General features: G+C 42.2%; 7 protein-coding genes and 3 tRNA genes. 4 read left to right on the forward strand and 6 right to left on the reverse strand.

What is annotated here, in order from left to right; all coding sequences use genetic code 11:
* Positions 1–25: 25 nt before the first annotated feature.
* A complete protein-coding gene (mltA, locus tag LDO73_RS14170; protein ID WP_224058818.1) occupies positions 26–1,117 on the reverse strand; it encodes a murein transglycosylase A in 1,092 nt (363 codons plus the stop codon).
* A gap of 227 nt (positions 1,118–1,344) precedes the next feature.
* On the opposite strand from mltA, the gene LDO73_RS14175 reads away from it, so the two are divergent.
* The 3 genes from LDO73_RS14175 to LDO73_RS14185 all read left to right on the forward strand — a co-directional run bounded on the left by LDO73_RS14175 (position 1,345) and on the right by LDO73_RS14185 (position 1,689).
* Positions 1,345–1,421 (forward strand) — tRNA-Met (locus LDO73_RS14175).
* 87 nt (positions 1,422–1,508) lie between these two features.
* A tRNA-Met gene (locus tag LDO73_RS14180) sits at positions 1,509–1,585 on the forward strand.
* Positions 1,586–1,612: 27 nt separating this feature from the next.
* A tRNA-Met gene (locus LDO73_RS14185) sits at positions 1,613–1,689 on the forward strand.
* 149 nt (positions 1,690–1,838) lie between these two features.
* Here LDO73_RS14185 and amiC read toward each other — a convergent pair.
* On the reverse strand, positions 1,839–3,089 hold the full coding sequence (gene amiC / locus LDO73_RS14190) for an N-acetylmuramoyl-L-alanine amidase AmiC (protein WP_224058821.1): 1,251 nt from the start codon (positions 3,087–3,089) through the stop codon (positions 1,839–1,841).
* A 393-nt stretch (positions 3,090–3,482) separates the two neighbouring features.
* Between amiC and argA the strand changes: the two genes are divergently transcribed.
* Positions 3,483–4,823, forward strand: a complete 1,341-nt coding sequence (argA, locus tag LDO73_RS14195; protein WP_224058824.1) for an amino-acid N-acetyltransferase — start codon at positions 3,483–3,485, stop codon at positions 4,821–4,823.
* 115 nt (positions 4,824–4,938) lie between these two features.
* On the opposite strand, the gene LDO73_RS14200 is transcribed toward argA, so the two are convergent.
* From LDO73_RS14200 to ptrA, 4 genes are read right to left on the reverse strand one after another with little or no spacing between them, the layout of a single operon-like run.
* Positions 4,939–5,514 (reverse strand): hypothetical protein, encoded by a 576-nt coding sequence (locus LDO73_RS14200; protein WP_224058827.1) that lies wholly within the window; start codon positions 5,512–5,514, stop codon positions 4,939–4,941.
* Between the two features lie 24 nt (positions 5,515–5,538).
* Positions 5,539–7,461 carry an exodeoxyribonuclease V subunit alpha gene (gene recD / locus LDO73_RS14205; RefSeq protein ID WP_224061191.1) on the reverse strand — a complete coding sequence of 641 codons (1,923 nt, stop codon included), beginning with the start codon at positions 7,459–7,461 and terminating at the stop codon, positions 5,539–5,541.
* Positions 7,461–11,072, reverse strand: coding sequence for an exodeoxyribonuclease V subunit beta (gene recB / locus LDO73_RS14210; RefSeq protein ID WP_224058841.1), 3,612 nt, complete (start codon positions 11,070–11,072; stop codon positions 7,461–7,463). The genes recD and recB overlap by 1 nt, the downstream gene beginning before the upstream one ends.
* A complete protein-coding gene (gene ptrA / locus LDO73_RS14215; RefSeq protein WP_224058844.1) occupies positions 11,069–13,963 on the reverse strand; it encodes a pitrilysin in 2,895 nt (964 codons plus the stop codon). Before ptrA ends, recB begins: the two co-directional genes overlap by 4 nt.
* Between the last annotated feature and the right edge of the window lie 11 nt (positions 13,964–13,974).

The following is a 13,974-nucleotide window of genomic DNA, read 5'->3' on the forward strand; positions in this document are numbered from 1 at the left end:
AAACCGAATAAACGGTAAATGGGTACTACATCGCACTAAAAACAGGCTGACTCTTTTTCAGAACCCATACTCGGCCATAGTGGTTATAAAAACCGGCCATTTTACCTGCATCGTGCCCTGTTCCATGATAAATATCGAAATGGTGCCCTTTAATTGCGCCGCCCACATCGAGGGCTACCATCATACGCATTTCGTATCTACCCGTAAATTTCCCATTTCCATCTAGCACAGGAACTTCTGCTAATAATGCAGTTCCCGGTGGGATCAAAGTTTTATCCGATGCTACCGATGCTTTTGCCACTAATGGCACCGCACTCGCGCCTCTTACAGGGACAAAAGATTGCGGTTTAAAGAAAACAAACGATGGATTACTCTCAAGTAATTCACGCACTTCTTGTTCACTGTGGGTGTTTGTCCAGTCGTGAATAGCCTGTAGGGACATTTTTTCTAAAGGCACTTCACCTCTATCAACTAGCACCTTGCCAATACTTTTATATGCATGGCCATTTTTGCCTGCATAAGCGAAGAAATTCAGTGGGCTACCATCGCCGAAATCCACGTAACCACTGCCTTGGACTTCCATCATAAAATTATCGACAGAAGAATCGCTGTAAGCCAGGATTAGATTGTTACTGAGTGCACCATTATATATTTGTGCGCGGCTAGGTAAGCGCCCCTTGCCTTTTGACGGCATACCATACAATGGATGGCGGTAATTACCTTGCGGCGAGCGGCGAGCTTCAATTACTGGAGTGTAGTACCCCGTGAATTGGACGTTTCCGTAATTGTCCATCCCTTCCATTTGAAAAGCCGACAAATTGAAACGTGATAACTGAGCAGGATCGCCCCCTGCCATTAACCAGTTTTCTATTGCATGGTAGGTTTCATTATTGCTGTTGAATAAGCGTGGTGATGAATTTTGAATTTCCGTCACTTGACGATTGAAATCTGGCGCATTTATTGGTCGTCCTTGTACGTTAATTTGATTAACTTGTTGCAAGTCGCTGTGCAATTTACCGTCTTTATATTGTTGTCCTTTATCTGTTGGATGAGATTGACACCCAGCCAATAAAGAAAAGAAGACGCCCGCAATTAACCCTTTCTGCCATGAATTCATCTTTATACCACCTAACTCATATCCAATATGAAGCGCACAATAGCAAACCCAAATTGAGAATGAAACGGCTATAAATATTTAGTGAGGTTATTTTTGGGTTAGAAACCTTTAAAGAACAAAAAAACTACATTTTGTGCGATTTTCAAACGCCAATTAATGAAAAATGAAAAAAAAACACGAAAAAACTTGCATCAGATCTCATCCCGAGTATAGTGCCCGCTATCGGACGCGGGGTGGAGCAGCATGGTAGCTCGTCGGGCTCATAACCCGAAGGTCGTTGGTTCAAATCCAGCCCCCGCAACCAATTTCTTGATTTAGTCAAACTTGATTCAGTCAAAGTAATTTAAGCAGTAAAATCAAAGTAGTATCCCAAAGTAGTGAAATATTCAGGCGCGGGATGGAGCAGCATGGTAGCTCGTCGGGCTCATAACCCGAAGGTCGTTGGTTCAAATCCAGCTCCCGCAACCAATTCCTGATATATTTAACCTCTTCAGTCGCGGGGTGGAGCAGCATGGTAGCTCGTCGGGCTCATAACCCGAAGGTCGTTGGTTCAAATCCAGCCCCCGCAACCAATTCTTTTTTCTTTTCTTATATACCCTTTACTTCATTTTCCTTAGCCATATCAATATTTAATCTGATACTTAATTTCTCTATTTCAGCCAATAAAAAAGGCGACTCACATTGCTGTTTGCCACCTTCTTCGACACGCAAAATATCACAATTAATTACGGATAGCTAACTCACCGCCATTACGGAAATAGGCTTTGATCCCTTCAAAAATCGACTCAGCCATCTGCTGTTGGAACTTAGCGGTTTTGAGTTTACGCTCTTCCTCTAAGTTACTGATAAAGGCGGTCTCCACCAAAATAGATGGAATTTCAGGGGCTTTCAGTACCGCAAAGCCCGCTTGGTCCACTCTGTTTTTGTGTAGCCGGTTAACGCGGCCCATGCGTTTTAAAACTTCATCTCCAAACTTCAAGCTGTCATTGATCGTTGCAGTTTGCACCAGATCTAACATGGTGTGATCGAGATACACATCACCGCTTTTACTCACCCCACCAATTAAGTCAGCTTCGTTCTGCGTTTGAGCTAAGTAACGCGCCGTATTACTGGTTGCCCCTTTCGTGGACAGTGCGAAGACCGATGAACCATTCGCTGAACGGTTGGTAAATGCATCCGCATGAATAGAAACAAACAAATCTGCCTGCATTTTTCTTGCTTTCGCCACACGGACTTTTAACGGAATAAAGACATCCTCATTACGCGTCATATATGCCCGCATTTTCGGATCTTTATCAATCAACGTTTTCAAGCGACGAGCGATTTGTAAAACCACATCTTTTTCACGGGTCTTATATTTACCAATCGCACCGGGGTCTTCCCCACCGTGCCCTGGGTCTATCATAATAACAATTGGCCTATCGGTACCCGCTTTCCCCGGTTTTTTCGCCTGTACTGGCATGCTCTCTTCTAAATCACCTTTGTTGTAATCTTCAAGGAGTGCCAATAATGGATCGTCGTTGGTTTCAACACCTTTACCTGGATAGAAATCCATGACTAAGCGGTGTTTAAATTCAGCGACTGGCGGAAGGGTAAAGAATCGAGGAGACACTTTGTTTTTAACTTCAAAAACCAAACGTACCGTTTTAGGATCAAACTGCCCGACTCTCACTAATTTTAAGTAAGGGTCTCGAGACTGAATTTGGCTTCCCATGTTCTTAAGAACGTTATTTAATTGAACACCCTCTAAATCAACAACAATACGCTCAGGATTGTTTAAAACAAACTGGCGATACTTTAAAGGAATGCTGGATTCTAGAGTAATACGGGTATAACTCGAGGCTGGCCAAATACGAACGGCAACAATACTACTACTGGCAGCAAAACCGAATGGGCTGACACTTAATAGCATTACCGCCGCCGCACCTTGCAATAGGCGACGTTTTGATGGGCTGTGGTCTTGATGACTCATCAATAATTCCGAATCTATATCCTGAAAAGTTTAATAATATCTAAGACAAGAGATAATATATTAGCGACTAATTCGCACTCTATCTAGTTCTTCATCCTTTGTCATTACCAATCTATTCTATTTATATCCCAGCACGCATCTACTCAATGCAATATAAACGCCATACTTGCGTAATTTAAATAGTTAATGATGCTCAATTGTCGAATAACATTTATTGGCAATTATCTGATATGCAGATTGTATTGTTATGATTATAACCATTTATATTTAGAGATATGTAAACCTTAAAAATAAATTTGTTACTTTTATTGTCTTAACTTTTACTTGATATTTTCCGCCAAAAAGAATAAAAATACAGTTATTGCGAATAAAAATTCAATTAAGAGGGTAGTTATGAAAGAGCGCAGCACCGAGTTGGTTGATGAATTTCGCCATTCGGTACCTTATATAAACGCCCACCGTGGCAAGACATTTATCATCATGCTTGGCGGCGAAGCAATTGCGCATGATAATTTTCCAAGTATTGTCAATGATATAGGATTACTCCATAGCCTTGGTATTCGTATTGTCGTTGTTTATGGCGCTCGACCTCAAATTGAAGAGATCCTTGCTGAACATAATTATGATGCCATTTATCATAAACATACCCGTGTCACTGATGCGAATACCCTTGAATACGTTAAGCAAGCTTCTGGAGCATTACAGCTCGATATTACAGCTCGTTTATCGATGAGTTTAGGCAATACGCCATTACAAGGGGCACATATTAACGTCGTGAGTGGTAATTTTGTGATTGCACAGCCTTTAGGTATCGATGATGGAATTGATTATTGCCATAGCGGCCGTATTCGTCGCATCAACGAAGATGCTATCAATGCTCAACTCGATAATGGATCTATCGTTTTAATTGGTCCCGTGGCGGTTTCTGTAACAGGTGAAAGCTTTAACCTCACCTCGGAAGAGATCGCAACTCAGCTTGCCGTTAAAATCAAAGCCGAAAAACTGATTGGTTTCTGCTCATCTCAAGGGGTAGCTGATAAGGACGGTAATATTCTGTCTGAGCTCTTCCCGAATGAGGCGGAAACTCGGATCCAGGAATTAGAGTCTGAAGGGGATTATTATTCTGGAACAGTTCGTTTCTTGCGTGGTGCAGCTGCCGCCTGTCGCCGAGGTGTACGCCGTAGCCACCTACTTAGCTATCAAGAAAATGGCTCGCTGATCCAAGAACTCTTCTCCCGTGATGGTATCGGTACACAGATAGTCATGGAAAGCTCAGAAAAGACTCGCCGCGCGAATATCAATGATATTGGTGGGATTTTAGAGCTAATCAGACCCCTTGAGCAACAAGGTATTCTGGTTAGACGCTCACGGGAACAACTCGAAATGGAGATCGATAAGTTCACGATTATTGAACGCGATAATTTGGTGATCGCCTGCGCAGCACTTTACCCATATCCCGAAGAGAAACTAGGAGAAATGGCTTGTGTAGCAGTTCACCCTGATTATCGTAGCTCCTCTCGGGGCGAAGAGCTCCTACAGCGGGTTATGGTGCAAGCTAAGCAACTAGAGCTCGATAAACTGTTTGTCTTAACCACACGGAGCATTCATTGGTTCCAAGAACGTGGTTTTATTCCAGCCGAAATTGAGATGCTTCCTGTCAAAAAGCAGGCACTTTATAACTATCAGCGTAAATCGAAAATCTTAATGCTGGATATTAAAAGCCAAGCTGCTTGAAATCGCCCTGAAAGTTGGCAAACAAATTAGTTCACCACAAGACCTAACGAGCGCCCATAGACCCAGATATTCAAGTAATATTCTGGGTTTTACTTTAATGCGGCTTAATATTAAGTTAAGCGATTTGCACCACTCGGCATTTTTCGCACAGAGGGTTTTGCTCTAATAGTGGGCGTAAAATCGCTTCCATTTCAGCAAAAGAGCTTCCGTAAAAATAGAATGCAGTTTCTGTTGGGCCATCCCAAACACTGTGGATCCCACCGATATCTTCGACCGCTTCATCAAGCTGATCAAAAAGATCGTTAATATCATTATTTTCATAGACTTCATCAGCTAAATCTGTGCCATTGAAATAAATCGCCAGCCCTTCATCCGCCCCAAAATCAATTTTAACGTCTTCACCATGAATAGTTAAACGAGAGCCTTTAGGGGCTAACATCGCCGAAAACATTTGAATAATTAGGCTGATATTCTCATCACTTGCATCGCTTAGTGCCAATTCAATATCACACTCAGCAACTTCGCCATTTTCACCTAATTGGGTACCACCACCACTGATTTGGATTTGCCCTTCTTTACCTAATTTCTCCATGGCTTCATCAAATGCATCTTCCAAATCTGCACGGCGAGCAGGATCAATTTTAGCATTCAATGTTACTGTCACGGCGGTCATTTGTTGCTGGTTTTCCATATTGGTACCTTAAATGTCTAGGAATTAATTTAACTTTTCAAACTGTAGTGCTAAACCACTACGACGTTTAGTGGGGGTTTCTATCGCACGGCGTAACACTTTTTTACTGCCATACAATGAAAGTTCGTTCTTAGCTCGTGTCATCGCGGTATAGACGAGCTCACGGGTGATCACGGGTGAATATACATAAGGTAACACCAAGGCGGTATGAGCAAACTCCGAACCTTGAGATTTATGAACAGTCATCACATATGCCGTTTCATGTGTTGGTAGTCGATTTGGTTGGATCCCGCGGATCGTACCATCAGGAAACTGGAAGTAGGCTCTCATCTGCCGCTCTTCATCTAACAAGATAATGCCAATATCGCCATTAAAGAGACCTAGCGCACTGTCATTGCGACTGATCATGATTGGCCTTCCAACATAATGCTTATGCTGCAAGTTATACGGTTTTGTAATTAACCCTTGGCGATGGAGTAATTTTTCAAGTTTATCATTTAGACCTGAAACCCCGTAAGCCCCTTCCCTCAATGCGGCAAGTAGACGGTATTGATTAAATTTATGTAGGACATCAGCAGGTTTTTCTCCCGCTTTAACGGCTAATAAATAGTGCTGATAGAACCCGACCGCATCTAATAACATGTTAGCGTAACTTTCGCTAATTTCGGCTTCGGCATCGCTTTCATTATCTAAGTTATTGCTAGAGATAGTGCTAGGAATATAGTTATGAATATCCGTGAAACTCTGCGCAAGAATATCATCCACCCGCATCACATTTCCGGCATTGACAGCGAAAGCCAGCTGACCAATTCCTGAATTGGCAGAAAAACGATAACTGTGTCTTAATAGACATAAGCTATCACGGATAGCAGGCCCTTTATTTGAAGTAAATTCACTTAATGAGCATCCTGCCAATAGCTCCAGCTGAGCTGCTCGCTCAGGGCTATAGCCTTTGTTCGCAAAACGGCAGATATCCCCTAAAACAGCCCCCGCTTCAACAGACGCGAGCTGATCTTTATCGCCTAAAAATATCAATTTGGCTGAATCAGGCAGTGCTTCAATGAGCTTACCCATCATGGGTAAATCTACCATTGAGGCTTCATCAACAATCAAGATATCGAGCGCAAGCGGGTTATCACGATGATAACGAAACTGCTGGCTTTCAGGCTGAGCGCCCAATAGTCGATGTAATGTTTTGGCTTGAGTGGGGAGTAATTCACGCTCATCATCATTTAATGGGAGCTGTTTCATCGCATAACCCAATGACTCTGTTAAACGAGCGGCGGCTTTACCTGTTGGGGCGGCTAATTCAATACGCAAACGATGTTGCTGTTGATGGCCTAACTTAATCAGCGCAGCTAAAATTTTCGCTACCGTCGTCGTTTTACCCGTTCCAGGCCCCCCTGAAATAACCGAGACTCGGCTCGTTAAGGCAACAGCGGCAGCTATTTTCTGCCAATCTATCTGCGCTGATTCAGGGAATAGCTCCGTTAAAATCGGCTGAATTTTAGCATTATTAACCGTTTTAGTATTATTAACATCGGCTAATTCAGTCTCTGAAAAGAAGTGAGCTACGCACTGCTCGTATTGCCACATACGCTGAAAATAAAGGAAATCACCTGATAGCAGCAATGGAGCAACAAACTCTTCCCCTACTTCACACACTGATTCGCTCGATAATAATGCAGCTCTGATAGCGGCTTGATTTGGCTCCCCAATCATGTGCCATAATTGCGCTGTAAATTCAGGATGTCTTCCCATAAATAACACGTCTGGGCGAATATCATCCAATGCTAGACAGACATGCCCAGACATGGTTTCTGCACTAAGCAGTGCCGCCACTAACAATAAAATCGAGTTATCTTCATTCGCAATGTTATAGGCAAATTGCACATCAAGAGGCGTAAATATACGTTCTTCAATAGCTTGATTAAATAACGCTTTCATCATTGTGGCTCCTTAAATTGAGCATCATGAAATAGCGCATCAAACTCACTGATAAATTCAATTGTTGGCCGATAAAAGAAGATGCCATTTTGAGAATCTATGCGTTCCGTTCCCCGTAAAAACAGATAATAAACGCCGCCAAAATGGGTCTCATAATCGTAATGTGGCATCCTTTGTTGTAAAAAACGGTGTAATGCCAGCGAATAAAGCTGATATTGCAGATCATATCGATGGTCAATCATCGCTTCTGCCATCGCCTCTTGAGTATAATAAGAGGCATCTTCACCTAAATAGTTGGACTTATAATCCAATAAATAAAACCGTCCTTTCCAACAGAAGGTTAAGTCGATAAAGCCTTTTAAAATACCTTGTACCTGCTCAAAATTAAGCGGAGGACAATGTTTTGATAGGGGGTCATACTTGTGAGTAACGCGGTCAACATCTTTTGCATTGAGCAAGCTATCAATCGGTAAATAGAACTGCATTTCATCCAGTCTATCTTGAGCTGGAATAGCCGACAAACAGAGCCCATCATCGGCTAATGGTACATTAAGAATGGCATTCAACCAGCCTTGTAACATAGTAACCCATTGAGTATCAAAGCCTGCTATTTGCAGTTTTTCTTCTAACCATTCTGATGAAATATCACCTAAAAAATCAATTTCTTCCATCAAACCATGTAAAAATGTACCGGGGGCAGCACCTTTAGGAAACTGGTGGGGGCTCAGTAGGTTTTCTTGTATTTCTTGTGTCTCTACATCATGGCTGACTTCAATATCCATCTTAGGGGCTAATGAGTTAGCAAATTGCTCAGCCGATAAGGCCTGCTCTTCCTCTCCATGGGATGCGCTATAACTCAGACCCGAGTAGCTTGTTACACGCCAGCTATCATCAAAGCGTCGAGAAACCGCTCTTGCGGATAACTCGTCACTGGTCTCTTTGGTTAAATTCAGCCTCACCATTTCAGGGAAATTGATCGGTTGTACATCAATCACTTCATTACTGAGTGTATTGAGCATGCTGCTGAGTAAAGCACTGTCACCTTCTTGACCTTTTTGCAGCAAATATCCCAGAGCCGATAGATGTAAATCCGTATTACCTGCTTTTTTACGGTTACCTTTGATAAGCGGTGCGACTCCAACACTACAATGATAAATAGCGCGCGTGAGTGCCACATACAATAATCGTAAATCCTCAGCTAAGCGCTCTTCATCTGCTAATTCGACATACTCTTGAGAATCATCAAGGTCGAGCTTCGTAATGTAATCATCACGGTCATGGAACAGGCCTTTTGATTGAGGTAAAAAGTTACTCGCAAACGGCAACCAGACAATTTTATATTCTAACCCTTTGGACTTGTGTATGGTGCTGATTTGCACCAAATGTCTATCGCTTTCAAGGCGCATTTGCTGTGCATCAGATTGATGGTCTGGGTGGGCAATCTGCTGCGCTAACCAACGAGTTAGTGTGTGCTCACCTTCAAGTTGGAGAGACATCTCTTGCAGTAATTCTCCAATATGCATGAGATCCATCAAACGGCGTTCACCTTCAGAACCTGATAACAAGGTTTCAGCGATATGTCGCTTGGACATAATCCCACGTAACATGGGTAAAACACCGCGTTTACGCCAAATTACAGCATAGTGAGCGAACTCATCAACGACATTTTCCCACGCTTTTTCATCGTAATTTAGGTTATCAATATCTTCTGCCGTTAAACCCAATAATCCCGTTGCTAAGGCACTGCGCAACACGCGTTCTTTTTCTGGTGTTAATACTGCCAATAATAGCCAGAGAATTTCTTTGGCTTCTTGAGTCGCAAACACACTCTCTCGATTTGATTGGAACACCGATGGGATATTAAGTTGATTCAGTGCATCACGGATTAATGTCGCCTCACGACGACTCCGAACTAATATGGTGATATCGGAAGCTTCTACAGGCGTTTGCTGCTGTTGGTTTTCAAAGTAAGTAGAACCTTGCTGGCCACCAGCAAGATATTGCCCTATTTGTGCCGCACATTGCTGTGCAAGAGCTTGTTCATATTCCGAAACAGAGACCGCCTCAGCTTGCTGCTGCCAGAAAGTGAGCGCTTTCACTTCTTTCCCATCATGGATCAGCTTTTTGTAGCTATTATGAGCCGCAAAATTAACGCTTTGAAATGGAATTTGTTCAAAAATAAATGGTTTTTCAGCATGATGAAAAACTTGATTTACTGCTTCAACCATACGCTGGGATGAGCGATAGTTTGTCTCCAACGTATAGTGAGCACTAACTTGCTTTTTAGCCGCAATATACGTGAAGATATCCGCACCACGGAATGCATAAATGGCTTGTTTCGGGTCTCCGATAAACAGTAATGCGGTATCGTTAGTTTCCCGATAAATACGCTGAAAAATACGATATTGCTGTGGGTCAGTATCTTGAAACTCATCAATCATCGCAACAGGGAAACGCCTAGCAATTGCTTCAGCAAGTAATGCCCCACCATCTTGATGCAGCGCTCTATCTAAGCGAGTCAGTAAATCATCAAAACCTAACTCACCGCGCGTTTGCTTCTCATGAGCAATAGTTTGGCGAACTTCACTAATCGCCTGAGGAATAATCAAATCTTTAATCGTCAGCGCTTGGGCGAGCAACTCATCAACTAATCTAAAGACTGCATGAGAAGGCCCTGAACCGCTTTTGGATTTTTCATCTAATCGAGATTGAGCAAAACGCTCTAAAATATCTCTCGGCAGTTGATAATCATCAGTGCTTTTCTCTGCCCATTCAGTTATTTTTTCTAACCATGTAGGTAAATAACGTGCGCTGTAGCTGCGTTTGTCTACATCAGAATCAGAGATGAGCTTTTCAAAATCAGCGACATTTTTTGCCCATAAGTCTTTTAAATCCTGAATTAAACCAATCAAACGTTGATGGCGATCTTCAAGGGTTTCAGGTAATTCCGGCTGATTGATAATGGTGGGAATATCCCCTTGCAAGAACGGTTTAATATCGTTCAATAGCGCTTCAGGTCCTTTCCACTCGGCATTAACCACTTTGGTAATCGAATAATCCAGAGGATAAAAATGACGACGCCAAAAATCCGCACATGCTTGTTTCTGGATTGGAAATTCATCTTGGATCATGGTTTGTTCAAACAAAATGCCTGATTCAAACGCATTGTGCGCTAACATTCGTTGGCAAAAACCATGAATGGTGTAAATAGCCGCTTCATCCATTTGACGCTCAGCGGCTAATAGCCAATTCGCCGCAAAAGCGCGTTGTTCTTCGCTCGGTAATTCTGTTAACAGAGTGAGATACTCCGGTTCCGATTCGAATCCCAAACCATTACGTAAACACGCCAAACGCATCTTATGGATACGCTCACGAATACGCCCACGTAATTCATTGGTCGCCGCCTCAGTAAAGGTCACAACCAGAATTTCTTCAACACTTAAAGGTCGAGGGAATGCATTTTCATTCCCTAAACCTAATAATAGACGCAGATAGAGGATCCCTATCGTATAGGTTTTGCCTGTACCAGCCGATGCCTCAATTAATCGCTGTCCACGTAACGGAAGTGTATAAGCATCTAACAATTGGGAACTCATCTGCACCTTATTCACTCAACATTTTCCTTGATAGGTAACATTTTCTGAAGATCTGACGCTTGTGGGTACAACACCCAATTTTTCAGTTTTGCATATCCTGATTTTTCATCAACACCCTGGCCAATAACTTGAGATGCCATCGCTAAACCTCGGTGTTTTAAAACCGCATTTTCATAATAAGCAATCACTTCAGCTTGAGTGGCTGCCTCTAATCTCGATAACACTTTATCTCGAGAGTCAAAACTGAAAATATTACGAGAAAAATCGGAACCGTAGCGCCCTACTTCTTCATAGAATGTTTGTGGGGGCTGTTTCATTTCAGTAATAATCGATTGTTTATATTGCTCAAACTCAGCAGAAGGTAATTTTTTCAGCTTACCCAGCGTGACCTGATAAAAGTCTTGATAGCGAGTATTGAGATAATCTGGTGTTTTGGCATTACTTTGCAGCAAGAAACCAATCCCCCACTGATCACCAAGCCCTACTTTGAAAGCAAATACGGCATAACCTAGTTGTTCATTGGTTCGTAATTGGTCATAAAACCACGGCTGAACAATTTTAGATAAAATACCAGACAGAACCGCACCATCGATACGGTCATAACCATCTGGAATAAATAACTCAGCCAATGCGTTATCACTGCTATTACCTTGCTTATGGAAATTTGCCAGATAGGCCTTATTCACCACAACGATGTCACCACTCCACCAATTTTTACCTTTGCTCTTTAACAGCTTACTGACATCTTGGATAGTTTGAACACTTTGCTGCTGGGTAATATTACCCACAACTAATGCTTGTAAGGCGGCTCCTTCAACGACGGAATTACGGTAGTCCGTAATATCTTTCAAAGTGATCGTGTCTAAAGCCGCTAATCGTTGCTCCTGTTCAAAATAAGGAACACTGTTAAGGCGCTGCAATGGCTGCATGGCTAACTCGTATGCTTTCGCATTGTTTGCCACTTCGATTTGTTCTTTGTACCAAGATTTTGCTTGAATCAACTCTCTTTCTGTTGGCTCAAAACTTAAATACTCTTTGGTCATGGATAAAAACAGCTCCGATAAATGCTGAGTATAGCCGCTCGCATTTAACTGTAATCCAACCCCTTGAGAGACAGAGACGGACATCCCAGCAACGGAGGCTTGATACTGTAATTCATCCATTTTTAACGATGAAATATATTGCAGTAAAGAACCTACCACTTGAGATTTTGCTGTTTTGTCTTGATCGTTATAACGCAGGTCTAACGTAATACTTGCCTTCGGCTCATCAGCAAAATACTGACTTGGCATATACAGCACACGTATATTCCCTTCCTGATAAACCATTTCAGGATGTTTATACGCTTTATCCGTTTTAATCAGTGATAAGTTATCGGGAATATAAGGGTTTAATTTTGGTAATTTAAAGGTCATTTTTGACTCTAAATCAGCCCATTCCGTGAACTGTTTTTCACTAATTTTATCGACTTGATAAGGCGCATCGACAAAGTAAGCTTTTTTATTACTCGGTTCGTTCGGGCTAATAAACCAAATACGTGCATTTTTCGCTGTCAGTTCAGAAAGTCTCTGTTTTATCGCTGTAGGATTATATTTGTCCGCAACATAATCAGAATCTAGAACGTGATTAACGGGCATTGTAATCATTTGGTCAGAAAGCCATTCGATATAGTTCATGTCTCTGACAATGGAGCCATAACGAAATGATAAATTAAGCACTTTGGCTATTTCATCAAAATAATCTTCGCTAACCCCTTGGTTTTTAATCAAATCAATATAAGCAAAAATAGCCGCGATAACTTGATCTCGTTCCGCTAACCCTTTATCAGTTAACGTGACATAGATAGAGAATGAACCATAATTACGATCTGCATTTGGCGAGGCAGATGCGCTAATGCCTTCTGCTAATCCTTGAGAAATAAGCCAATCAGATAACGTTCCAGGGCTACGATTTCCAATTAAGTAGCCAATGTACTCATCGCTTTTGCTACGAAAATCGGCCATATTGTTTTTGATGCTAAACTCGATTTGCAATGCTTTTTGTGGCTGAGAAGGAACATAATGGATCACTATCCCCTTTTCTTTATCCGTCACTGCGGGGATCGTAACCTCTGGTACTGAAGCATTAAAATTAGGAATACGGCCAAAAGTTTCATTGGCAATTTTCGCTAATTGTTCAATAGATTGGTCGCCATACAATACGCCATTCATCAAGTTTGCTGAGTAATAACGTTTGTAGAAGCTCACTAACTCATCTTGGAGTTTGCTATTCGGTTTGTCCTTCAACGTTTCCAGATTTCCGCCCGCAAAGCGAGAGTTTGGATGGGCTGGATTTAGCGTTTCAGAACGAATTTGCCAAATACGCATACCATCACGAGCACGAGCCATGGTGAGTTCAGCGTTGACAGCATTACGTTCTTTGTCTGCATTTATGGGGTCAAGTAACGGCTCCGCGAGTGCATCCGCGAGTCTATCCGTGGCAGCCTCAAGCGCCCCATTTTCAACTTCAAAATAGTAAGCGGTGCGATGAGGTGCCGTGCTAGCATTATGGCTTCCGCCGTGTTTTTGTAAAAACTCCGAGAAGCTACTTGGTTCAGGGTATTTTTTAGAGCCCATTAACACCATGTGCTCTAAGTAGTGAGCAAGCCCTAACTGGCTATTCGGGTTCTCAATACTCCCTACGGGTAATGAAACTGCCGCTAACGACTTAGTCGCCTTAGGGTCTGAAACCAGTAAAACCGTCATATCGTTATTGAGTTTGATAGCTTTATATTCTCGCGGATCACTAACGCTTTTATTGATAGTCTCTGGCAAAACTTGCCAAAGTGGCTGCGCAGCAATGGCACTACCTACAAACAGTAGTGATAACAAGAATAAATGAGCGATATGTTTCGATAATCGTAACATTCTTAGATGCT

This window comes from Providencia alcalifaciens (genome assembly GCF_915403165.1).
Classification (GTDB): domain Bacteria; phylum Pseudomonadota; class Gammaproteobacteria; order Enterobacterales; family Enterobacteriaceae; genus Providencia; species Providencia alcalifaciens_C.

What these genes read in the sequence shown, in the direction of transcription:
- mltA (WP_224058818.1), bottom strand. Translation starts at nt 1,117, where the DNA reads ATGAATTCATGGCAGAAAGGGTTAATTGCGGGCGTCTTCTTTTCTTTA.
- argA (WP_224058824.1), top strand. Translation starts at nt 3,483, where the DNA reads ATGAAAGAGCGCAGCACCGAGTTGGTTGATGAATTTCGCCATTCGGTA.
- recD (WP_224061191.1), bottom strand. Translation starts at nt 7,461, where the DNA reads ATGAAAGCGTTATTTAATCAAGCTATTGAAGAACGTATATTTACGCCT.
- LDO73_RS14200 (WP_224058827.1), bottom strand. Translation starts at nt 5,514, where the DNA reads ATGGAAAACCAGCAACAAATGACCGCCGTGACAGTAACATTGAATGCT.
- amiC (WP_224058821.1), bottom strand. Translation starts at nt 3,089, where the DNA reads ATGAGTCATCAAGACCACAGCCCATCAAAACGTCGCCTATTGCAAGGT.
- ptrA (WP_224058844.1), bottom strand. Translation starts at nt 13,963, where the DNA reads ATGTTACGATTATCGAAACATATCGCTCATTTATTCTTGTTATCACTA.